The sequence below is a fragment of the Streptomyces sp. NPDC017979 genome (assembly GCF_044328175.1).
Taxonomy (GTDB): domain Bacteria; phylum Actinomycetota; class Actinomycetes; order Streptomycetales; family Streptomycetaceae; genus Streptomyces.
This window is the reverse complement of the sequence record NZ_JBIRGU010000001.1, coordinates 448,256-471,750: the sequence shown is the minus strand read 5'-3', so window position 1 is coordinate 471,750 and position 23,495 is coordinate 448,256. Positions and strand designations below refer to the sequence as shown.

Sequence of the window (23,495 nt, the reverse complement as noted above, 5' to 3'; positions counted from 1 at the left end):
CCATAAACCTTATGAGATGGCGAAAACCAGCCGGTGCGGGCGTCCGCCGGCCGAGACCCGACGACACTGCCTAGCGCTGGTAGGGGTTCCCCTGGGTGCCCTGCTGGAAGGGATTGCCCTGCTGGTACGGAGCGGACTGCGGCTGCCCGTACCCCTGACCGCCCTGGCCGGCCTGACCGCCGGGCGCGCCCTGGCCGCCCGCCGCGGCCTGCGCCTGCAACTGCTCGGCCTGCTCGTGGGTGATCTGCGACTCCGCGCCGCAGAAGGTGCACTGCGTCCCGTACTTCGACGAGATCGCGAACAGCGGCACGAAGAACAGCGTGAACTTGGTGACCCGCTTGCGCAGCGTGTGCGCGGCGGGGTTGCCGCACTGCCCGCACACCAGCGTCAGTATCGCGAGCTGGTGGAGATACCCCTTGGTGCCGAAGATGATCACAGTGAGCGCCTCTCCCTGATCAGTGCCCGCCGGCAGAGGGCCAGCAGCTTCTCGTCCCTCACGATGTCATGACTGCCGTAGCCGCCGTCGGTCGCGTTGTGCCGCCGGACCCCGGCCAGCTCGCTGCGCAGCAGGGCGTCCGCGCCCTCGACGGCCATGACCGCCGGGATTCCGCCGCCCGCGGCCAACCGCTCCGCGGTCGGGACGCGGGTGAACGGCAGGGTGTGCCACGCCGCCCGCAGCACCGGCCACGCCCGCTGCGGACGGCCCGTGACGCGCCACAGGGCGACGGCCGCGTCCACCCGCGTCCACGGGTCGACCGCCGCCAACAGCTCCGTCAGCGCGGGTTCCGCCACCGCCGCGGCCGGGCCCATCGTGCCGAGCGCGGTCGCCGCCGAGCGCCGGCCGCCGGTGTCCGCGGCCGTCAGCGCGCCGAGCAGCACCGGCAGCACCACGTCCGCGCTGCCGGCGCCCTCCACCGCCCACAGGGCCGCCGCCGCCTTCGCCTGGAAGGCGGGGGAGAGCGCACCGGCCTCCGGCGCCGAGCGCGACCAGGCGTCCCCCCGACGGTGCCGCGCCGGCCGCAGCAGCTCCCGCAGGTCCGGTACGGCCTCGGCGGCCGCGGGCCCGAACGCGGTGAGGGCCCGCAGCACCAGGTCCACCACCCACTCCCGGCGGTACTCCGGCACGCCCCGCAGCACCCGCAGCACCTCGGGCATCGCCTCCGAAGCGCGCAGCGCGGTGAGCCCGTACAGCAGCGGGCCGGCCAGGTCGTACAGCCGGTCGTCGAGCGCCACCGCGCCCAGCCGCCCGCGCAGCACCGGCGCCAGCGGCGCCGCGGCCCCGCCCAGGTGGTCCAGTACGTAGCCGAGGTCCTGCGGAGCCTCGGGCAGCTCCAACATCCGCATCAGCACCGGCACGGCCCGGGCGTCGCCCGTGCGCGCCAGCGCCGTGACCGCGCCGCCCAGCATCAGCGGCCCGCCGACCCACTCCTGCACCCAACGGTCCGGATTGGCGGCCACGTACTCCGCGAGTGCGTCGGTGGCGGGCTCGGCCAGCGCGAACAACTCGCCCAGCACCGCGATGGCGGCGTCGGCGAGGCGCGGCCCTCCGCGGTCCTCCGGAAGCTGCTCGCCGAGGAGCGCCACCAACTCGCCGTACTCGCCTCGGCAGGTGCGCAACAGGCCGCTGCTCATCCGCACGGCGTCGATCCGCTGGCCCTGGTCCGGGCTGCACAGTTGGTCAGCGAGGAGCGCGACGCGGTCGTCGACGCGGTCGCCGAGGCCGGAGTGCAGGGTGCGCAGCAGGGCGCCGGTCCAGGGCGCGGCCCGCTCCGTCGTGGTCGCCCCCGGGCGCGCCCCGAGCGGACCGAGCTGTCCGCCGCCCTGGCCGCCCTGATCGCCCGGCCCGTTCTGGCCGCCGGGTCCGCCCTGACCGTTTCCGCTCTGACGGTTCTGGCCGAGGACCGTCGCGGCGGACGGCGCCGGTGCGTGCTGGTGCGCTTGCGGGACCGGCGCCTCGGGGGAGCCGCCGCGCAACTCCCGCAGCAGGCCCGTCACCCCCGGCACCACGTCGTCCGGCAGCCGGTGCGGTGCGCACCGGGCGAGTTGGGCGATCGCGGAGAGCCGCAGCCCGGGGTCGTACCCGCTGGCCCCGCCCGTCCCACGCACCCCGCCCGTCTCGCGGGCGCCGTTCCCGTACGCCCCCCGGTCACCCGCGCCCCGGTCGCACGCCCCGTGCTCGTACGGCGGCGAGGCGGCGTACGCGTCGGGGTCGTACACCGAAGGGTCGGCGTCGTGCGGCACCCGGGTCAGCCCGGTCAGCCACTCGACCACCTCGGGGTTCAACCCGTCGTGCCGCAGGGCTATTCGGCCCCCGGCCTCCACGCACGCCAGCCGCACCTCGGGGTCCTGCTCCACCTTCAGCCGCTCCCGCAGCAGCGCCAGCACCAGGGCGGGCTCGGCGTGCAGCGTGGCGAGCGCGAGCGGCACGGCCAGGCGCACCCCGCGGTCCTCCGCGCCGACCTGGGCGAGGAAGACGTCCGCGCCGGCGGTCACCGCCGACGCCGCCATCGCGTAGTTCGCCGCGGACTCGAACTCCTCGCCCTCCACCAGCTCCAGGGCGTCGTCCCCGTCGAGGTCGATGCCGCCGATGCTGGTCAGCAACTCGATGACGCCGCCGCGGTCCTGGACCGCGGGGTCCCCGGCCAGTTCGAGGAGGAAGGGGATGCAGGCGAGCGTCGAGTCGAAGACCTCGCCCTGGTGGTGCACGGTCGCGTACATGCAGTCGAGCGCGGCCTCGCGCACGGCGGGGTCGGGCGACGCCAGGCCGCGCAGCAGCTCCGGGACGTCCCCCGCCGGCCCGTAGGCATGCTCCAATGAGGCCCAGTCGACCTCGTCGATCCCCCCGAACACGCCTGCCTCCTCCCCAAACCCAGAACTCTGACGTCACAGGCGTCACAGGCATACGCCCGACCGGGGCGTTTCCACAACCCCCGTTCGAATCGGCGCTCGGTGAGAGTCTGCACCACACGGCCGACATCGAGTCGGCATCGACCGGTACATGGCGCGGTTATTGCTCAGGAGGGGCGGGGACTGGTCCCATGGGGCGCGAGCGCCAGGGACGGTGTCAGGGGGGCTTGAGGTACTGCAATGAGTGCGTTACTACGCGTAACACCGGCAGGCGGTCGGCTGTGCGTACTGCTGCCGAACGGCCGTGCGGTCGCCTGGTACGACCCGGACGGCACCGGCGACCAGGGCGGCGAGGGCCGTACGGGGGGCGGTGAGGGTGGCCGGATCTTTCTGGTTCACGAGCGGCTTCGCGACGAAGTGCTCGCCGTGCTCGCGCCGTACGTCACCGGGGACGTCACCGTCGGCCCGCCGCCCGTGCCCACCTCGGCCGACCTGGCCAGGCTCGCCCTGCATCCGGACGACGACCTGGCCCCCAACCGCCCCGGCGAGGCGCTGCACGCCCGGCTCGCCCCGCTGCCGCCGCCCCGCCGCCTCACCCGCGATCCGCACCGCGGCGCCCGGGCCCGGCTGGCCGCCCAGCAGTCGGTGGGCGACGCCTTGGACGGGCTGGAAAGCGCGGGTTGGCGCGTGGTGCACTCCGTACCGCTGCCCGGGGCCGACCACCTGCACCACGTGGCCGTCGGCCCCGGCGGGGTGCTGGCCCTGCACGCCCTGCCGGCCCGCGGCCTGCGGATCCTCGTCGAGGGGGAGGGCGTGCGCGCCGGCCGCGCGCACCCCGCACCGCTGCTGGACGTCGCCCGGCACCGCGCGGAACGCGCCGCCTTGGCCCTGGCGACGGCGGTGCGCCCGGTGCTGGTGATCGTCGGCGCCGCCCGGCTGGAGGTGCTGCCGCCGACACCGGTGGACGTGCGGGTCGTGCGGGACGGGGAGGTCCCCGCGCTGGCCTCGCTGGGCGGGGTCCTCAAGCCCGTCGACGTCGAAGCGCTGTACGCCGCCGCCCGCGACCGCCGGACGTGGCTACGGGCCTGAGGCCCGCTGCCGCCGGGCGGCGGGGTCGGGACGGGGCGCGAGGTCAGGACGACGGGAGCGGACGGGCCCGGTCCGGGGCGAGGAGCGGCGCCATCAGGTCCCCGTACCGCTCCAGCCGCGGGCCCACGTCCTCGAAGCGGAACGACAGCTCCCGGCCCGCCGCCACCTCGTCCCACGTCACCGGGGTCGACGCGGTCGGCTCGGCACGGGCGCGCAGCGTGTAGGGCGCCGCGGTGGTCTTCGCCGCGGCGTTCTGGCTGTGGTCGACGAAGACCTTCCCGGGCCGCAGGGCGCGCGCCATCCGGTGCAGCACCAGATCCGGAAGCGCCGCCTCCCCCTCCTGCGCCAGTTTCCGCGCGTACGCGGACACCGTGCGCGAAGGGGTCGGCGTCAGCGGTACGAGCACGTGCAGCCCCTTCGCGCCGGACGTCTTCGCGTACGCCTCCAGGCCGTCCGCGGCCAGTCGTTCGCGCAGCCACAGCGCGACGGCGCAGCACTCCGCGACGGTCGCGGGCGCGCCCGGGTCGAGGTCGAAGACCATGCGGTCGGCGACGCCGGGCGCGGCCGCGGTCCACTGCGGCGTGTGGAACTCCACGACCAGGTTCGCCGCCCACACCAGCGTGGCCAGGTCGTCCACGACGACCTGGCGGGCGCCGGGGTCGTCGGAGTGCGGCACGGGGACGGTGCGCACCCAGGACGGCGTCCCGGGCGGCGGGTTCTTGGTGAAGAAGAGCTGGCCGTCCGGCCCGTCGGGGTAGCGCAGGAAGGAGACGGGCCGGTCGCGCAGGTGCGGCAGCAGCGCGTCGGCGGTGACCGCGTAGTAGTGCAGGAGCTCGCCCTTGGTGGTCCCCGTGGCGGGGTGGATGACCTTCTCCAGGTTGCTGAGCGCCAGCCGTCGCCCGGCCACCTCGGTGATCGGCGTCATGGGTCGAGGATCACACGGGCGGCGGGGCGCTCGCGATGCGGCGGGGGATCAGGCGGAAGCCCGCTTCCCGGGCTTCCCGGACGCCGTCTTCTGCGCCTTCTGTGCGGGCTGTGCGGCCTTTCGGGTGCTCTTGCGGGGCGCCGCCTTCTTCTCCGCGGACTTCGATGCGGTCTTCGCCGCCGCCTTCTTCGTGGCCGACTTCGCAGCCGTCTTCTTGGCCGCGGCCTTCTTCGCGGGCTTGCGGGTGGGCAGCTTCCTGACCTCGGCGTCCGCGCCGCGCTCCGCGCCGCCTTCCTCGCCGCCTTCCTCGCCACGGGATTCCTTGGCCGCCCGCACGCTGCTCTCCAGCGCGGCCATCAGGTCGAGCACCTTCCCGCCGCCGGGCGCCGCCTCCGCCTCGTGCGGCGGCTCCACCCCCTGGAGCTTGGCCTCGACGACCTGCCGCAGCGCCTCCTGGTACTCGTCGTGCAGCGAGTCGAGGTCGAAGTCCTCGGAGAGGGTGTCCATCAGGGAGCGGGCCATCTTCAGCTCCTGCGGGCGGATGGTGGCCTCCCCCTCGGGCGCGATCCCGGCCGCCGGCCGCACCTCGTCGGGCCACAGACAGGTCTGGAGCACCAGCGTGTCGTCCCGCACGCGCAACACCGCCAGCGCCTCCCGGGAGCGCAGCGCGATCTTGGTGACCGCGATCTGGCCGGCCTCCGCGAGGGCGTCCCGCAGCAGGGCGTACGGCTTCGCGGCGGACCGGTCGGACGACCCGACGTAGTACGCCTTCGACAGCATCAGCGGATCGATGGCCTCCGCGTCGACGAAGGCCAGCACGTCGATCACCTTCTTGCTCGGCAGCGGCAGGTCCGCCAGGTCCTCGTCCGTCAGCGTGATCATGCTGCCGTCCGGGGCCTCGTACCCGCGGGCGACCTCGGCGTACGGGATCTCCTTGTCCTCGGCCTCGCAGAACCGCCGCATCCGCACCCGCGAGCCGTCCTGCACGTGCACCTGCCGCAGGGGCAGGTCGTGCTCCTCGGTGGCGGTGAAGAGCTGCACGGGGATCGTGACGAGCCCGAACGAGATGGCTCCCTTCCAGGTCGCCCGCATACCGCCTCCTTCGCCGGGCTTCCCAGGCTATGCCGCGCACGTTCCGCGCGCCCCTGGACGCACTCACGGCCGCCTCCGGCGCAAAGAGTGCACGCACGCAATAAGAAATTGCCGGGGCTGCACGCATCGACCTAGCGTCGGGCCCGTGACGGCCGCCCCCGCCCCACCACCCCACCACCGCCCGCATCGACGCGCCCCCGCCGAACTCTCCCCGCTGCGCGCGGTCGTCCACGCCCGGGGCGAGGAGACGGCCCTCGTGGCCGCCGACCGGGGCGAGTGGCTCGCCCGGCTCACGGTGATGGCGGAGCACCCCGCCCTGTTCGTACGCCTGGGCCTGCTCGCCACCGGGCGGCCCGCGGCGCCCTGAACCGCCCCTCGGGGGCATTCGCACGTACCCAGGGAAGGAAACGCCAGACATGGACACCGCAATAGTGATCGGCGGCGGACAGTGCGGGCTCGGCACCGCCTTCACCCTGCGCAACCACGGCTTCAGACCGGTCGTCCTGGAGGCCGGCGCCGAAACCGTCGGCTCCTGGCCCCGCTACTACGACAGCCTGGTCCTCTTCACCCCCGCCCGGCTGTCCGCACTCCCCGGCATGCCCTTCCCGGGCGAGCCGTCCCGCCTGCCGACCCGCGACGAAGTCGTGGCCTACTTACGGGACTACGCGTCCCGGCTCGACTGCGAGATCCGCACCGGCACCCGCGTGACCTCGGTCGTCGCCGACCGTGAGGGGTACGTCGTCACCACCGGGTCCGGCGAACGGTTGCACGCACCCGTCGTGGTGGCCGCCACCGGAAACTTCGACAACCCCCACCGGCCCGAGATCCCCGGCCTCGCCGGATACTCGGGCCGGGTCGTGCACTCCGCGGAGTACCGCTCGCCGGAGCCCTTCGCGGGCCGACGCGTGGTCGTCGTCGGCGCGGCCAGCTCCGCCGTCCAGATCGCGCACGAACTCTCCGGCCACGCCGACGTCACCCTCGCCAGCCGCAAGCCGATCAAGTTCAGCCGCACCCCCTTCAAAGGCGGGGAGCCCTATCTGAAGCTGGTCGAAGCCGCCTTCCGGCTCCCGGTCGGGGAACTGCTGCTGCCCGACTCCGCCTACACGGCGGTGATCGACGAAGACGGCGCCTACCGAGCGGCCTTCGACGGCGGGAAGCCGGACCGCCGGGAGATGTTCACCGCGGCGGACGGCACCGAACTGCGCTGGCCCGACGGCAGGCGGGAACACGTCGACGCGGTCCTCCTCGCCACCGGCTACCGCCCCGCCCTGGACTACCTGCGGCCGCTCGGCGCGCTGGACCGGCGCGGGGTCCCGCGCCAGCGGCGCGGCCTGTCGACCGTCCACCCCGGCCTCGCCTTCATGGGGTTGCGGGGGCTGCGCACCCCCCTGTCGGCCGGACTGCACGGCGTCGGCCCGGACGCCACGCACATCGCACGGCGGCTGCGACGCTGGATCGCCACGACGGAACCGGCCTGGCGCCGCCGCCCCGCGGCATAGCCGCCCCCCGCCGCCCCCCGCCGCCCGGACGAGCCCGAGCGGCGGGACGCCGGGGTCCTGCTGGTCGTCCTACGTGACTCCCTCATCGTCCTCAGCCGCCCGGGCAGCCCGCGGCCACCGCCCCGCTCCCAGCCCCTGTCGCTCGCGGCACGGGCGGCGGCGCGGGTTGCGCATCCGGCCCGGGTGTGGTGCTAGGAGATGCCATGCTGGCCCTCGGGATCGTTCGGCCGGAGGCCCCTGGGCCAGGGGTGCCGAGAGGCGGGATTGGAGTGGCGGGGAGTCGTGGAGGATCTGACTGAGGCGGAACTCCGGTCGCTGGCCGGGGCCCGTTCCTTCGAGCGCGGGCTCGGTTATGTCGACGCGGTGTCCGGGATCGAGATCGGGGACGACTGGATCAGGGCGTCGGTCCACGGCACGGAACGGTACGAGGCGGAGCTGACCCTGGGCGGGCGCAGGGGGCCGACGGGGCGGTGCGACTGCCCGTACGGCCAGGAAGGCAACTTCTGCAAGCACCTGGTGGCGTTGGGCCTGACCGTGCTCGCTCAGGAGGCCGACCTCCCCCGCCAGCGGGAGTCGGCCCGGAACCGGGCGCGGGGCCTCGACGCCTGGCTGTCCGGCCTGTCGAGGGACGAACTGCTCAGCGCCGTACGGGAGGAGATTGCCGAGGACCGTCAGCTGCGGCGCCGCTTGGAGTTGCGGGCTGCGAGCGCACAGGGTGATCTGGCCGGGATCCGGTCCCGCATCCGCGAACTGCTCGACATCGGCCCGTACGCGCAGTACGGCCACGTCGAATACGCCGACGCCCGCGCCTACGCGGACCAGGCCGGGCAGGTGGTGTCGGCGGTCCGGTCGCTGTCGGCCTCGGGCCGGGCGGCCGACGCGATGACGCTGGCGCGGGAGGCGATCGGGTTGCTGGCCGGGCAGTTCGACAGCGTCGACGACTCCGACGGATGGCTCGGCCAGGTCGGCGCCGACCTGGCCGACGCCCACCACGACGCCTGCCGCGCCGCCCGCCCGGACCCGGAGGAACTCGCCCACTGGCTGGTCACTCACGCCCTCGATGACGCGGCCGACCTGACCGACATCGACCCGCTCGACTACGAGGACCTGCTGGGGGAGGGCGGAATGGCCGCCCTGCGCCGGTACGCGGTCGACGCGTGGCAGGCCCACCGCACCGGTTGGGCCGAGAAGGACCTGGTGCAACGCCTGGCGAAGTCGGGCCGGGACGTCGACACGGTGATCGCCGTGCACGCTGCCGACCTCGCGCCGAGCGGCCACACCCACCTGCTCATCGCGAGGGAACTGGACGCCGCCAGCCGCTCCGACGAGGCACTGGAGTGGGCCGAGCGCGGTATCAGGGACGTCGACGACCTCACCACCGTCGACACGGCCCTCGTGGACTACCTCGCGGACCGGCACGCCCGGGAGGACCGGCTGCCCGCAGCCGCCGCCCTGCGCCGCGACCACTTCGCCGCCCGCCGCACCCTGCTTGCCTACCGCAGGCTCCGCGCTGCCGCCCGGGCCGTCGACCGCTGGCAGACCGAGCGTGCGGCGGCACTGGACCTCTTGCGCGCGGACGCCGAGCAGCGCACGGCGCACGGCGCCCCCGTCCTGGTGGACGTGCTGCTGGACGACGGGGACGGGGCCGCCGCGTGGCGGGCCGCCGGGGATTTCGGCGCGTACGACCACCAATGGCTCGCCCTGGCCGATCAGTCGCGCGCCACCCGCCCCTCCGACGCACTCGCCGTCTACCAACGTCTGGCGGCCCCGCTCACCCGGCAGGTCGGCAACGACGTCTACGAGCAGCTCGTCAGCCTGCTGCTGAGCATCCGCGACTGCCATCGCCACCTCGAATCGCCCGACGAGTTCGCCGCGTACGTCACCGAGCTGCGGTCCGCCCTAAAGCGCAAGCGCAATCTGATGCGCCTGATGGACGAACACGGGTTGTAGCCCCCAGGCCGGGGCGAGCTCCGAGGCGGGGCCTGCCGACGGGCTGGGCCGGGCCGCCGGCGGGGGCGCCCCGGCGATCCGCCCGGAGGCAGGTCAGTGCCCCCGCGCGTCAGTTCCCGGCCCGCCGTGGCTCACACAGCAGACAGGTCGACCGTCGGTGGGGCGCCTTCCACGCTGGCGGTCGTCAGCCGCCCGGGCAGCCCGCAGGCACCGCCCCGTGCTGGGGTCCTGTCGCTCGCGGCGAAGGCGGTGGCGCGGGTTCCGTAGCGGCGCGGGTCCGGCGTCGTACAAGCTCCGGCAGCACCGTGGCCAGCCCGGCGACCGCCAACCCCGCGCCCAGCCAGAGCGGTGCGCGCAGACCGAATCGTTCGATGGCGACGCCGCCCAGGGCGGACCCGATGATCACGCCGGAGGTGATGAAGGACGAGTGCACGGTGTTGACCAAGGGGCTGGTGTTGCCGGCGCGCTGGACGCGGGTGACCATCGCCGGGTTCATCGTCACGCCGACCAGCCCGATGCCGAGCAGGAAGGCCACGGCCGGCGCGGGCACGTCGGCGAGGAGCGCGAACCCGCTGAGGAAGAGCAGGTTGAGGGCGAGCCCCAGCGCGAGCACGGGCAGCGCGTACCGGTCCGCCAGCCGCCCGACGACCGTGTTGCCGACCACGGTCGCCGCGCCGTACGCGATCAGCAGCAGCGGCACGGTGCCGGTGGCGAAGCCGGTGACCTCGGTCAGGATCGGATGGAGGTAGCTGAAGGCGGAGAAGGTGGCGCCGATGACGAAGGTGCTGGTGGTCATCGCCAGCCACAGCCGGGGACGCCGGAACACCCCCATCTCCCGCCGCAGTCCGCCCGCGGGCGCGACCCGTTCCAGCCGCGGCACACCGAGCACGGTGGCGAGCGCCGCGACCAGCGCCAGCCCCGAGATCGCCCAGAACGCGGCCCGCCAGCCGAACCGCTCGCCCACCAGCGTCGACAGCGGCAGCCCCAACAGGGTGCCGAGCATCAGCCCGTTCATGACGACCGCGATCGCCCGCCCGCGCATCTCGGGCCGCGCCAACTGGACGCCGAGCGAGACGGCGACGCCGAAGAACGCCTGCGCCGCCACCCCGGTGATCACCCTCGCGACGACCATGACGAGGTAACCGGTGGCGAGCGCGGCCAGCACGTTGCCGACGAGGAAGACCGCGAACAGCCACAACAGGGCCGTACGGGGCGGCAGTCGGGCGAGCGCCACGGCCAGGAACGGCCCGCCGACGGTCATCGCCACCGCGAACACGGTGATCAGATACCCGATCTGCGAAACCGTGGCGCCCAACCCCTCCGCCATCTGCGTCATCAACCCGGCCACCACGAACTCACTGGTCACCATCGCGAAGATGCCGAGGGCCAACACGTACACGGAACGGGCCACGAAGAGACTCCCTCAGTTATGTATTGCCCAGTCCAAAACAAGCGCAGACGAAAGGGTGCCCCCCGCAGGTGCGCCTACGCAGGTCGTACGGAAGTGAGCGCCGCGACCGCGACCTCGGCGATGGCCTCCAATGCGGCCCGGTCCGCGCCGCCCTGACTGGACACCCGGATCCCCGCGATCGCCGCGTTCACGAACCGCGCGAGCGCCCCCGCGTCCTGCGGCGCGGTGATGCTCCCGTCCCGCCGCCCGTCCTCCAGCACCGCCCGCATCACGGCCAGCCGCCGCGCCGTGTCCCGCTCCAGGATCGCCGCCGTCCGCGGATCCCGCCCGGCCATCCCCACGAGCGTGTTCACGGTCAAACACCCCAGGCTGCGCCCCCCGAGCCGGTGCTCCGTCTCGCTCTCCACGATCACCGCGAACAACGCCCGCACCCGCTCGGCCCCCGACTGCCCCGGCTCCTCCAGCACCGCCTGCTGCGCCCTGGTTGTCATGTCGACGTAGCGCGTCAGCGCCCGCTCGAAGAGGTCGTGCTTGCTCTTGAACGTGTTGTAGATGCTGCTCCGGCCCAGCCCGGTGGCGTCACACAAGTCCTGGGTGGAAGCGGCCTCGTACCCCTTCTCCCAAAACGTGCGCATCGCCGCGTCCAGGGCCCGCCCCTCATCGAAAGTCCTCGGTCGCGCCATCCCGTGACCGTACCAGCTTTTGGATCGACCAGTCCATTACGGCGAAGTCTGACCGCCCGGCGCGGCCGGGTGGGTGGTGCTCCCGAGGTCGCCTGGCTCAAGACGATTTCGTGCCGTGCCGCGCTCCCCGCCGCAGGTCGCCCGGCCGTACCTGCCCGTCGCAAGGGCGCGTTGGACGTGCTCGCCGCGGATCGTGACCGTACAGGCCGCCGTACCGCCGCCGGCGCCGAGGACGACGACCACCGTCGGGGGAGTGCCCACCGGCAGGCGGACCGACTTCCGCCACGGCAGGGCGGCGTCCCGGACCACCGTTGCTGCGCCCGTTCCGTCAGTCGGGCGGAAGGTGATCTCCGCCGCGCCGTCCCCGGTGACCTCGTACGTCACCTCGGCCGTCGGTGCGGCCCGCACGGGCGTGTCGTCCTCGGAGCCCCCGTCTCCGGGCGGGCCGAAGGCGCCGTAGGCGGCGGCGATGCAGACCAGGGCCAGCGCCCCGGCGGCCACCCCGGTGCGCCGCCGGGGCCATGTCTGCCTCCTTCGGTCGCCGTCCGCTGCCGGGTCGCCCTCGCCCTTCGGCTCCATCGCTTCCCCGTCTTCGACTTTGCTGGCTGAAATGACTGCCACCCGCCTTCCTAGGTCTCCGGAAAGTCGACCCCGTGGATATACACCATGGCGAGACCGTGGCGAAAGTCAGGGGATAAACGGGAAATTTGACACCACCGCCCCCTCCTGTCCGAGATGTCCAGAGGGTTGACAGGGCGTCCGGCGTGCGGCAGATACTTTTGCCGCCGCTCTCGGAAGCAGAACGAGATCTGCTCCCCGAGCGTAGTGAAGAAAGGGTTCCGGCTGGGCGGATATCGCCGCTCCAGCACATTCGGCGTGCCCGTTTTCGCCTTCCGGTGACGAGACGGGGCGTCGGAACGGAAGGACGCGCGAAGTGAGAAATCCCTACGGGAGATATGTGTCCTGCCTGGTCGCGGCAGCGATCGCAAGCACTCTGTTACCCCAGGCGGCCCACGCCGCTGCGACGTCACCCTCAGGCAAGGGGGACGGAAAGGGTGTGCTCAGTACCGTCAAGGGCTGGTTTTCGGACGATGGGGAAAAGAAGCCTAAACGTGCCGAACCTCCGGCCGGCGGGAAGATCGAGATACCCAGCCGGGAAAAGCTAACCCGAGGCAAGAAGGCGCCTCCAGCCAAGCGGATCGCGGAGTTGGCGGAAAGGAGAACCCCGCAGGCCAGATTCTGGCAGCTTTCCGATGGTCGGGTCGAGGCTGAGTTATCGGCCGCTCCTTCCTCCTATAGATCGGGCGCCTCCTGGAAGTCCGTCGACACCACGGTCAAGGTGACAAAGGACAAGGGGTTCGCCTTCGCCAACAAGGCGAACGTGAGTCGTAGTTGGTTCGGCACCGACCCGGGGCGGCTGCTGCGCTTCGAAGCGCCCACGGGCGAGGCCGTCACTCTCGGACTGCTGGACGCGGCCCGCGGCGTACGGCCCGGTGTCAAAGGCGACACCGTCACCTACAAGGGCCTGGCCGCGGGCGCGGACGTCTCGTACCAAGTCGGCGCGGGTCGGGTTAAGGAGAACATCTCCCTCCCTCGGCGGCCCGCGAAACCGGTGTCGTACGTCTTCACCCTCGACGCCGGGACTCTCCGGCCCACCGAGCGGCGGGACGGCTCGATCGCCCTCTTCGGGGAGGACCCCGGAACTCCGGTCCTGGTGATCCCACCTGCTTTCATGACGGACAGTCGGAAGGACCACACCTCCCCGTACGGGAAGTCATTCAGCCCCAAGGTGGCTCAGAAGCTCACCCGGCACGGCAAGGGCTGGCGGATCACCCTCACCCCGGACGCGGCCTGGCTCGCCGCGCCCGAGCGGGCATATCCCGTGGTCATCGACCCGACGATCACCATCGCCCCGTCCGCGTCGGTCTCCCAGGACGTGATGGTCCGCTCGGACCAGCCGACCACCAACTTCAACGGCACCTGGGAGATGGCGGCGGGCAAGACCAGCGCCACCGGGATCGCCCGCTCCCTGATCAAGTTTCCGCTGAACGAGATCCCGGTGGGCGCCAAGATCGACGCGGCGCGGCTCGGTCTCTACTACGACCAGACCCACACGACCGCCATGACCAATGTGGACGTCGAGATCCGCCGGGCCACCGGCGCCTGGGACGAGGCCACGGCCACCTGGAACAACACCAGCGGCCTGGCGGGGGAGCAGTCCTCCACCACCGTCCAACTGGACGACGGCGAGCCGGGGACGGCCGCGGTCGGCGAATGGCCCAGAGCCACCGGCACCGGTGTCGGCGGCGACTACACGTACAACAAGAACGCGGCGACCGGCGAGTCGTACACCTACCAGCCGAGGGTGCCCGAGACGGCCGACTACCGCGTCGAGGTGCACACCACCCCGCTGTCCGACGGTGCCACCGCCGCCCCCTACCGGATCAACTCCGCCGAGCCCGTTCAGAACCACACGGTCAACCAGTCCACCGGTACCGCGGGCTGGCGGCAACTCGGCACCACTCAGATTGACTTCACCAAGGGCAACACCGGCACCATTGTGCTCGGGGACACCGGCGACGCCTCCCGGCGGACCATGGCCGACGCCGTACGGCTGGTGAACGCGGCCCAGATCCGCAAGGACGTCGGCGAGTACAACTCCTGGCACAACTTCGCCGTCGCCGACACCGTGCAGAAGTGGGTCAACGGCAGCGCCCCCAACCACGGCTTCGTGATCAAGGCCGTGAACGAGTCGTCGACCGCGCCGCTCGGTGGGCCCGCCTACGAGGCAGGGGACTTCGACTACGGCGGCGAGACCTCCACGATCCCCCGGCTGACGGTCACCTTCGACAAGGTCGGAACATCGCTGCGCTCGCCGACCGTCATCCACTCCACCGGACCCGAGCTCTCCTGGCCGGCCTACACCAACGGCACGGACGACCCGGGCCTCGATCTGGTCGAGTACCAGCTGCACCGCTCCACCCAGCAGGTCTTCACCCCCTCGTCCGCCACGCGGATCGCACCCGTCGCCAGGACGGTCACCCGCTACACCGACACCACCGCGGTCCCCACTCCGGACAGCCATCCCGAGGAGATCGGGAAGGTGTACTACTACCAGATCGCCGTCAGAACCAAGGACGGACAACTCCTCGGCTCACCGACCCGGCTGGTCGCCATCCCCAAGGCGGGCCGCACCATGCGGCTGATCCAGGCCGGGCAGAGCGACACCACCCTGTCGTCGGCCAAGCCGACCACCAATCTCAACACCATCGAACAAGGCGCGGTCGGACAGCACTGGCTGACCGTCGGCAACAACTCCGCCACCTACGGCAAGACCCGCGCGGTGATCGACTTCCCGACCACCGCCATCCCGAACTCGGCCACCATCCTCGAAAGCCGGATGTTCCTCTGGCGCAACCAGACCGAACGCACCGGCACCGCCAAGGCGCGCTACAACCTGCACGGTTTGACCAGGGAATTCACCGAAACCGCCGCCACCTGGAACAACGCCAACGCCACCACCGCGTGGACTTCGCCCGGCGGTGACCACTCGGCTGCCGTCGCCGACTACGTCCCCTCCTTCAACACCGATCTGGGCCGTCACTGGTGGGACGCCACCGGCCTCACCCAGAGCTGGGTGCGCACCCCCGCCAACAACAAGGGCGTCCTGGTCAAGCTGAACGACGAGTCGGCCACCGGACCGCAGGAACGGTCCCTCTTCCTCTCCGCCGGAGCGAGCGATCCCCAACTCCGCCCCCTGCTACGGGTGATCTACGTGGACGCCACCGCGGAGAACACCTACTACGCGCCCCACACCCCGCACCGGATGACGACCAACACCGACTACACGGGCGCCGTCACGGTCACGAACACCACCTCCACCGCGTGGGCGGCCGGCGAGCGGGAGCTGTCCTACACCTGGAAGCTGCCCGACGGCACCGACGTCACCACGGCGGCCAACCAGAAGAGGACCCCGATCCCGGCCCTGCTACCCGGCAAGTCGGCCACTGTCACGGCGGCCATCCGGTCCCCGGACATCACCACCACCGGCAACGAACGCGCCGAGCACTACATCGGCTGGGACATCCGCAAGGTCTCCGACGGAACCTGGCTCTCGGCGGGCGCCGGCGGCATCCCGCCGCTGCGGCAGGACGTCGCGGTCGAGGACCTCAAGGCCCACCACCTGGGCATGGAGAAGTACCACTCGTACGCCGGGAAGAACACCGGCGCCGGATCGACGCTGATGGCCAACCTCGGTGCGGGCAACGCCGTCTGGTCGTACAACGCCTTCAGCAACCCCGGCCGCGGCTTGAGCACCTTCGCCCGGTTCGCCTACAACTCGCAGGACACCTCGGACACCGTGCTCGGCCACGGCTGGACCGCCCAGCTCGCCGGTCCCGTCCGACTCGGGACGCCGCTCGACTTCCATCCGCGCACCAACCCCACCGAGATCCGGCTCACCGACGGCGACGGCACCACCCACCTCTTCCGGAAACAGGCCGACGGCAGCTGGCAGGCGCCCGCCGGACTCAACTACCGGCTCACCATGAAGACCGGTCTGAACTGCACCCCGTCCCAGGACTCCGTCTCCGACGCCTGGACCCTCACCCGGCCGGACGGCACCCGCTTCCGGTTCGGCTGCGACGGCTATCTCACCGAGACCGTCGACAAGAACGGCAACAGCCAGGAGTTCACCTACGAAGAACGGGTCTCCAACAACCGGACCATCAAGTTCCTCACCTACGTCACCGACCCCGCCAACCGGCAGTCGCTCACCGTCGACTACTGGGAGAAGGGCGACGCGAGCTACGAATACATCGACGACGCGGGCGCCAAGGTCACGGGCAGCAATCTCACCAACCCGCGGATCTACGACCACGTCAAGTCCATCACGGACGTCTCCGGTCGGAAGGTGTCCTTCCACTACACCACCAAGGGCATCCTCGGTCGGCTCACCGACGGTGACGGCAGCACCCAGCCCAAGGTCTTCACCTTCGGCTACGACACGGCCCAGGGCGACCGCAACGTCAAACTGACCCGGGCCACCGACCCGCGCGGCAAGAGCACCGCCCTCACCCATCACGTGCCCGGTGCCGGGACGGACACCAAGGACAACTGGCGCGCCAGAGCGATCACCGACCGGACCGCCGGGCAGACCCGGTTCTCCTACGCGGTCGACACCACCGACTCCACCCACACCGCCACCACCGTCACCGACGCCGCCAACCGCGCCTCCGTCTACGTCACGGACGCCATCGGCCGGGGCGTCCGGCACACCAACGCCAAGGCCCAGACCACCAGGTCCATCTGGGACGCCGACAACAACGTGGTGCAGTTGGAGGAGCACAACGGCGCCAAGACGGCGTACTGCTACGACCAGAAGACCGGCTTCCCGCTCTGGGTCCGGGACGCGGAGCAGAACCGCAACGGCGTCCCGCCCGCCACGGACTGCGCCCCCGGCACCGCCCCGGCCAACGCCATGCGGTACGAGTACCAGACCCGGGCCGACGGATTCTCGGCCGACCTCTTCCGCAAGACGTCGCCGGAGGGCCGCGCCTGGTTGTTCGGCTACGACACCTTCGGAAATCTCACCGCGGTCACCGACCCCAAGGGCGTGGCAACCCCCTCCGTACCGGACGACTACGTCACCAGGTACGAGTACGACGCGCACGGACTGCTGACCAAGGCGACCGACGCCAACGGGAACCCGAGCACCAACGGAGGCTTCGGCCCGCACGGGTATCCGGCGACCAGCACCGACGCCCTCGGTCGGACCACCACCACCGGCTACGACGCCCGCGGCCTCGTCCGAGAGGTCACCGACGCCCTCGGCAAGAAGACCACCCGGACCTACGACGTCTTCGGACGGCCGCTGGTCGCCACCGTGCCCAAGGACCAGAACGCCGGACAGCTCATCACCGTCCCGGCACCGGAGTACGACGCGAACGACAACGTCACCGTGTCCACCGCGCCCAACGGCGCCGTCTCCACCGCCGGCTACGACAATGCGGACCAGGTCGTCACCGCCACCGCGCCCGGCAACAACCACGCATCTGCCGACCGGCGGACGACGTACACCTACGACGCCGAGGGCGGTCTGCGGACGGTCACCGAGCCCAAGGGCAACCTGCCCGGCGCGACCCCCGGCTCGTACACCACCACTTACACCTACGACGAACTGCACCAGCTCTCCACCGTCGCGAACGCGGCGGGCGAAACCATCTCCTACGCGTACGACTCCGTCGGCAACCTCACCACCGTCGTCGACCCCAAGAAGAACGCCACGGCGGACCCCGACGACTTCACCACGAAGACCGCCTACGACCTCAACCACCGGGTCACCTCGGTCACCGACCCGACGGGCAAGGTGTCCTCCTCCGTCTACGACAAGGACGACCTCGTCGTCCGGTCCACGGACGCCGACAACAACACCACGCACATCGACTACGACGAGCGGGGCGACCAGAAGGAGGTCCGGGTCCCCTACGTCGCGGGCACCGACCGGACCACCCGGTTCGAATACGACCAGGTCGGCAACACCACCAAGGTCATCACGCCGCGGGGCGTCGCGACGGCCGCCCCGGACGACTTCACCGCGCGCACCGAGTACGACGCGCTCAACCGACCGGTGCGGCAGTACCAGCCGTACGACCCCGCCGACACCCGTTACAACGACCCCAACGTCCACACCCGCACCGACTACGACGCCGTCGGCCGGGTCTCCAAGGTGTCGCTGCCCCCGTCCGAGGGCGAGACGATCCGCAACGACACCGCCCACACCTACTACGACAACGGCTGGGCGAAGACCTCCACCGATCCGTGGTCCATCGTCACCAGCCATGAGTACGACAACACCGGACAGCAGACCCGGCGCACCATCTCCTCTGCCGGTGACGCCGCCGACCGGACCATGAACTGGTCCTACTTCCCGGACGGCAGCCTCAAGACCAAGGCGGACGAGGGCCATCCGGCCGGCCGGTCCGTCGTCGTGGTCGACAACTCCGACATCCAGAACACCTCGTCGACCGGCACCTGGACCAAGGGGGACGCGGCGGGCCAGCAGGGCCACGACCACCGCACCCACGCCCCGGGCGCCGGTACGGACGCCTTCACCTGGACCCTGAACGTCCCGAAGAACGGCACCTACACCGCCTACGTGAAGTACCCGCAGGTCAGCGGGGCCACCACGGCGGCTCAGTACACCGTCACCCACGCCTCGGGAACCACGACCGTCAGCAAGGACCAGACCACGGCCGCCGACACCTGGGTCGCCCTCGGTACGTACACCTTCAACCAGGGCAACACCGGACGGATCACGGTGGGCCAGAGCGCCGCCGGCACCGTCGCCGCCGACGCGGTCCGACTGGTTCGCGACACCACCGGCGACCCGGCCGACACCGAACGGCGCAACTTCGCCTACGCGTACGACGTCAACGGAAACCTGACCTCCATCGACGACACGTCGAACGGGGCCAGGATCGACGCGTACACCATGACCTACACCGGCCTCAACCAGCTGCAGAAGGTCACGGAGGCGCTCGCCGGCCAGGAGCGCAAGTCCACCTCCTACACCTACGACGTCAACGGTCAGCCCGAGACCGTCAGCCATCCTGACCAGTTCGCCCGGTACAGCTACGACCTGCGGGACCTGGTCAAAACGGTCTCCGTGGGCAGCTCGGCGGCCGACACCTCGCCGAAGGTGACCGCGTACACCTACACCGACAAGGGGCAGCGGCTCCGTGAGACCAAGGCCAACGCCAACACGGTCGACTACGCCTACCACCTGAACGGCACGATCAGGTCGACCACGGAGAAGCAGGCCAACGGCACCCTGGTCGCCTCGCACGTCTACGGCTACGACGCCAACGGCAACAAGACGCGGGACGTCGCGAAGAAGATGAACGCCGACAACACCACGGCGTACCTCGAATCCACCACCGACTACTCCTACGACCCCAACGACCGCCTCAACGAGTCCGTGCGCACCGGCCACGGCGCGGGCACCGAGACCTACGTCCACGACAACAACGCCAACGTCATCCGGCAGACGGTTCGGGGCGCCACCACGACCTACAACTACGACCGCAACCGCCTGCTGACCAGTGCCTCAGGCGGCGTCACCTCCCGGTACAACTACGACCCGTTCGGCCGTCAGGACACCGTCACCACGGGTGCCAACATCGTCGAACGCAAGGTCTACGACGGCTTCGACCACGTGGTCGAGTCGCAGCAGGCCGACAGCAACGGCGTCCTGAAGTCGACGACCTACACGTTCGACCCGCTGGACCGCACCGCGGAAGCCCGGGCCAACGGGAAGACCACCGAGTACACCTACCTCGGGCTCTCCCAGGACGTGCTCGGCGAATCGATCGCAGGCGCGGTCACGGCCTCGTACCAGTACGGCCCGTGGGGTGAACGGCTCTCCCAGGTCAAGCACAAGGCCGACGGCACGACCGAGAGCGGCTTCTACGGCTACAACAGCCACAACGACGTCGAAACGGTCACGGGCTCCGGCGGCCAGACCACCAACACCTACGGCTACTCGGCCTACGGCACCGACGAACAGTCCGACTTCACCGGCATCGACAAGCCCGATGCTGCGAACCCGGGCAAGGAGGCGTACAACCCGTACCGGTACAACGCGACCCGCTGGGACGCGAACTCGGGCACGTACGACATGGGGTTCCGGGACTACACGCCCGGCCTCAACCGGTTCACCAGCCGCGACATGTACAACGGGGCGCTGGCGGACATGGATCTGGGCGCTGATCCATATACCGGGAACCGGTACGCGTACGGGGGCGGAAACCCGGTCAGCAGCATTGAGTTCGACGGCCACTTCTCGATTCGCGACACCTTCAAGAAGGTGGTCGACGAGGCCAAGAGCTTCGCCAAGCCAGCGGCCAAGGCCGTGGTCAAGCGGAATCCGATATCCACCGTCGTCGACACCGTGCTCACCGGCATCGGCTGGAACGACGTACAGAAGCCGAGGAAGGCTCCGTATGACCAGAAGAACCCGAACTACAAGGTCGGGCTCCTAGCGGAGGAATCAGGGATAAGCGAGTACTACTGGGGTCACGACTTCCCGGTTAATCGCTCGAATTGCAAGAAGGGGCAGAGCGCCGTCTACTACAGCCCGCTCGACGAGAAAGAGCGGGCGCGGGGGGTGAGGGCCTGCCTTACGAGCGGAGGCTTCAGCTGGGAACAGGGCAAGGACAAGCGCATTGCCGGGAATCCCAACTCATCCATTCGGGGAACCCAGGTTCCGCGGCCTCCCGACTACGACGATCCTCTGACCACCCCTCCGGGGCTGGGTGGTAAGGGCTGGGTCCGTGGGCATCTCCTGGCGAATCAGTTGGGTGGAACAGGTCACGACCGGCGGAATCTGGTACCTCTACACAGATTCGCGAACAGTCCCAAGATGAGCAACATCGAAAACTACCTGGCCAGGCGAATAAATGAAGGAAACGAGACCATGTACTACGAGGTCACGGCTTCCTATGCGTCAGGCCGGATGGCGCCGGACAGCTTGTATCTCCAGTGGTTCAGTCAAACGAACGGGACATACGGCTCCGCTACGATCTACAACACCAAGGATGGTAAGCCGCCTCGACGCTGAGTGGGCTTGCCTTCCGTAGAGTGCTGAGTTCAGCGAGTCGGTGAGAGGCAGAGGGGAGTGGGGGGTGGTCTCAGCGACACCCCCCACTGCAGTGTTGACGCACGAACCGGGAGGGTTTCGACATGTGGACGGAAAGACTACTGGCAGCGACCGGGCGGGAGGACCAGCAGTTGACCCTGCCCTGGGAACGGGTGGAGCTCGCGTTGGAGACGCCGTTGCCCGATGACTACAAGCGGTTGTGCGAGGCGTTCGGACACGGCACGTTCTGCCATGCGTACGAGCTGATCTCTGTCGGCCACGAGGAAAGCGGCGACATCCTAAGCGGCTGGCAGGTGTACCTTGAATCCGTTCCCGAGCCTGGATCTGAAGGCGCGGCGACATCACAGTATGCGCCGTATGCGATCTACCGCCCTGGACGTGCGGGACTGATTCCCTGGGGTGCGGGAGAGGCCGGTGACGAAATGTTCTGGCTGGCCGGTTCCAACCCCCCGGAAGCGTGGGCGATCCTCGTCCGCAACTCCGATTTCGGCCCGGGGGAGTGGTCGCGGTTCGATATGCCGGTCTCAGAATTCATGGGCCGGCTGCTGCTGGAGCCCGACTTCGGCCCGTTCGGAATCGCGCATGCCATCCCGCAGCCGTTCTTCGTCCCGGAGGGCTGAGCCACCTCTCTCCTCCCACCGCGCCCTACCCCGTCAGGAGCAGATACCGAGCCAGACTGTTGGGACAGGTCTCGACCGAAGGAACCTGGTGGCGCTCCATGAGCAGGCGACTTCGCCGGCCATGAGCCAGGTCGAGAATCGTCTGGCAAAGCAGATCGCTGCCGGGGATTCCCTCTACTACGAAGTGACCGCGTCGTACGCTTCGGGCCGCGTGGCGCCTGACTCGCTGTACCTGCGTTGGCAGAGCGTCACCAACGGGTCGCATGGCTCCATCACCATCTGGAACACGCGCAACGCCCGAAAGCCGAGGTAGCCGCGGAAGGTACCGCGGTTCATCGATAGGTCAGTGACCCGGAACGAAGGCGGAACGGTGGGCGGGCGGCCTTCTAGGCTGCCCGCCCGTCTTTGTTGTGGAATGCTCACGAGGAGGTTCAGATGTGGACGGAACGCCTTCTGGAAGCAACCGGTTGGACGGACCAGCGGCTCACACTGTCCTGGGATGCTGTGGAGAGCGTGCTGGAGACCCAACTACCCGGAGACTACAAGCATTTGTGTGAAGCCTTTGGCAAAGGTAGGTTCTGCGGGGCCTACTCGCTATACTCCGTCGGCGACGGGAAGTCCGCCGATGTGCTCATGAGTTGGCGGGTTGAACTCCGTTATGCACCCGAACCGGGTAGCGCGGAAGAAAGGGATTCGGATTATGCGCCATATGCGATCTACCGGCCCGGGGGTACGGGCCTGATTCCCTGGGGTTACGGCGAGACTGGGCAAAAGTTTTTCTGGCTGGCAGATTCCGAATCCCCGGACGGCTGGCCTACGCTGGCCCGGTGGTCGGACGATTGGGATGCGGAATGGAATCGATTTGACATGTCGGCCTCCGAATTTATGGGGCGAGCTGTCCTGGACCCCGAATTCGGGTCCTTCGGCCTCGCGGACCTGGTTCCGCAGCCATTCTTTATGACGTGGCCGGCTGGGAAGCTGGCTGAGTGAGCGGTAGCGGGCCGACCGTCCCAGGCTCGATCTTCGTCGCGGAAGACTGAATACCCTCCGTCGGGGCCTGACCCGTCAGGGTCAGATACCGTGCCAGACCGTTCAGCCCCCGGTACGTGGCGGAGCGTACCGATGACGGACGGGCCCTCAGCAGTCGGGCCGTCGCTGCCGTGTCGAGGCCCATGACGGTACGGAGCAGGACCGCGCGCGCCTGGCGGTCCGGGAGGATCGCGATCAGGGAAAGGGTCCGCTCGGTCGAGAGGGTCTCCAGCGCATCCCGGGCCGTGTCCTGGAGGCCGGGGAGGTCGTGGACGTCGCGGTCCAACAGGGTGGTCTGCGGTCTGCTCCGGCGGCGGCGCAGATGGTCGACGGCCCGATGGCGGGCGATCGTCATCGCCCAGGAGGTGAAGCCGGAGCCCGAACCGTGGAACCGGCCCAGGCCCCGCACGATGTCCAGCCAACTGTCGGAGGCCACGTCCTCCGCGTCCGGCCCGACCAGCCCGGAGAGGCGCCGCAGCAGGACCGGCTGGACGGTCGCGTACACGACGCTGAACGCCGTCTCGTCGCCGGCCTGCGCCCGGCGGACCGCCCTCCCCAGCTCCACCTCGCGTGCGACGTCCGCTCGCTCGCCGTTCCGTAAAGCCACGCCGTTCCCCTCTCGCCGCGGTCGGCCCCGTCGGACGGTGCCCCTCCGTGCGGGGCGTCACGCTATCCCCGCGTGATAGTGAAAC

General features: G+C 70.4%; 16 protein-coding genes. 8 read left to right on the top strand and 8 right to left on the bottom strand.

Translation table 11 applies throughout. The features are described from left to right. Nucleotides 1-70: 70 nt before the first annotated feature. Both ACH4E8_RS01960 and ACH4E8_RS01955 read right to left on the bottom strand, forming a co-directional pair. Complete coding sequence (locus ACH4E8_RS01960) at nucleotides 71-436, bottom strand: zinc-ribbon domain-containing protein (RefSeq protein WP_398443403.1); 366 nt, start codon at nucleotides 434-436, stop codon at nucleotides 71-73. Continuing rightward, nucleotides 433-2,850, bottom strand: a complete 2,418-nt coding sequence (locus tag ACH4E8_RS01955; RefSeq protein ID WP_398443401.1) for a PBS lyase — start codon at nucleotides 2,848-2,850, stop codon at nucleotides 433-435. Before ACH4E8_RS01955 ends, ACH4E8_RS01960 begins: the two co-directional genes overlap by 4 nt. 237 nt (nucleotides 2,851-3,087) lie before the next feature. Here ACH4E8_RS01955 and ACH4E8_RS01950 point away from each other — a divergent pair, with 237 nt between their 5' ends. Beyond that, nucleotides 3,088-3,936 (top strand): NERD domain-containing protein, encoded by an 849-nt coding sequence (locus ACH4E8_RS01950; RefSeq protein WP_398443400.1) that lies wholly within the window; start codon nucleotides 3,088-3,090, stop codon nucleotides 3,934-3,936. A gap of 43 nt (nucleotides 3,937-3,979) precedes the next feature. On the opposite strand, the gene ligD is transcribed toward ACH4E8_RS01950, so the two are convergent. Next, on the bottom strand, nucleotides 3,980-4,861 hold the full coding sequence (gene ligD, locus ACH4E8_RS01945; protein WP_398443398.1) for a non-homologous end-joining DNA ligase: 882 nt from the start codon (nucleotides 4,859-4,861) through the stop codon (nucleotides 3,980-3,982). Between the two features lie 48 nt (nucleotides 4,862-4,909). After that, the gene (locus ACH4E8_RS01940) at nucleotides 4,910-5,953 is read right to left on the bottom strand and encodes a Ku protein (protein ID WP_398443396.1); all 1,044 of its coding nucleotides are present in this window, start codon (nucleotides 5,951-5,953) and stop codon (nucleotides 4,910-4,912) included. 145 nt (nucleotides 5,954-6,098) lie between these two features. Between ACH4E8_RS01940 and ACH4E8_RS01935 the strand changes: the two genes are divergently transcribed. The 3 genes from ACH4E8_RS01935 to ACH4E8_RS01925 all read left to right on the top strand — a co-directional run bounded on the left by ACH4E8_RS01935 (nucleotide 6,099) and on the right by ACH4E8_RS01925 (nucleotide 9,402). Then, nucleotides 6,099-6,320 (top strand): hypothetical protein, encoded by a 222-nt coding sequence (locus tag ACH4E8_RS01935; RefSeq protein ID WP_398443394.1) that lies wholly within the window; start codon nucleotides 6,099-6,101, stop codon nucleotides 6,318-6,320. Between the two features lie 49 nt (nucleotides 6,321-6,369). Continuing rightward, nucleotides 6,370-7,452 (top strand): flavin-containing monooxygenase, encoded by a 1,083-nt coding sequence (locus tag ACH4E8_RS01930; RefSeq protein ID WP_398443393.1) that lies wholly within the window; start codon nucleotides 6,370-6,372, stop codon nucleotides 7,450-7,452. Nucleotides 7,453-7,734: 282 nt separating this feature from the next. Continuing rightward, nucleotides 7,735-9,402: an SWIM zinc finger domain-containing protein gene (locus ACH4E8_RS01925; protein WP_398443390.1), complete on the top strand. Its 1,668-nt coding sequence runs from the start codon at nucleotides 7,735-7,737 to the stop codon at nucleotides 9,400-9,402. Between the two features lie 184 nt (nucleotides 9,403-9,586). Here ACH4E8_RS01925 and ACH4E8_RS01920 read toward each other — a convergent pair whose 3' ends face one another. The 3 genes from ACH4E8_RS01920 to ACH4E8_RS01910 all read right to left on the bottom strand — a co-directional run bounded on the left by ACH4E8_RS01920 (nucleotide 9,587) and on the right by ACH4E8_RS01910 (nucleotide 12,117). After that, the gene (locus ACH4E8_RS01920; RefSeq protein ID WP_398443388.1) at nucleotides 9,587-10,813 is read right to left on the bottom strand and encodes an MFS transporter; all 1,227 of its coding nucleotides are present in this window, start codon (nucleotides 10,811-10,813) and stop codon (nucleotides 9,587-9,589) included. A 74-nt stretch (nucleotides 10,814-10,887) separates the two neighbouring features. After that, nucleotides 10,888-11,496, bottom strand: coding sequence for a TetR/AcrR family transcriptional regulator (locus tag ACH4E8_RS01915; RefSeq protein WP_398443386.1), 609 nt, complete (start codon nucleotides 11,494-11,496; stop codon nucleotides 10,888-10,890). A 36-nt stretch (nucleotides 11,497-11,532) separates the two neighbouring features. Beyond that, complete coding sequence (locus ACH4E8_RS01910) at nucleotides 11,533-12,117, bottom strand: hypothetical protein (protein WP_398443384.1); 585 nt, start codon at nucleotides 12,115-12,117, stop codon at nucleotides 11,533-11,535. Nucleotides 12,118-13,435: 1,318 nt separating this feature from the next. Between ACH4E8_RS01910 and ACH4E8_RS01905 the strand changes: the two genes are divergently transcribed. The 4 genes from ACH4E8_RS01905 (at nucleotide 13,436) to ACH4E8_RS01890 (ending at nucleotide 22,764) form a co-directional block, all read left to right on the top strand. Further along, a complete protein-coding gene (locus ACH4E8_RS01905; protein WP_398444680.1) occupies nucleotides 13,436-21,115 on the top strand; it encodes a DNRLRE domain-containing protein in 7,680 nt (2,559 codons plus the stop codon). 122 nt (nucleotides 21,116-21,237) lie between these two features. After that, entirely contained in the window at nucleotides 21,238-21,774 is a 537-nt protein-coding gene (locus ACH4E8_RS01900; protein ID WP_398443382.1) for a hypothetical protein, read from the top strand. An 88-nt stretch (nucleotides 21,775-21,862) separates the two neighbouring features. Continuing rightward, nucleotides 21,863-22,087 (top strand): hypothetical protein, encoded by a 225-nt coding sequence (locus tag ACH4E8_RS01895; protein WP_398443380.1) that lies wholly within the window; start codon nucleotides 21,863-21,865, stop codon nucleotides 22,085-22,087. Nucleotides 22,088-22,209: 122 nt separating this feature from the next. Beyond that, nucleotides 22,210-22,764, top strand: a complete 555-nt coding sequence (locus tag ACH4E8_RS01890) for a hypothetical protein (RefSeq protein WP_398443378.1) — start codon at nucleotides 22,210-22,212, stop codon at nucleotides 22,762-22,764. Here ACH4E8_RS01890 and ACH4E8_RS01885 read toward each other — a convergent pair. Then, the gene (locus ACH4E8_RS01885; protein ID WP_398443375.1) at nucleotides 22,730-23,410 is read right to left on the bottom strand and encodes an RNA polymerase sigma factor; all 681 of its coding nucleotides are present in this window, start codon (nucleotides 23,408-23,410) and stop codon (nucleotides 22,730-22,732) included. The two genes, ACH4E8_RS01890 and ACH4E8_RS01885, sit on opposite strands and share 35 nt — an antisense overlap. Nucleotides 23,411-23,495: the final 85 nt, after the last annotated feature.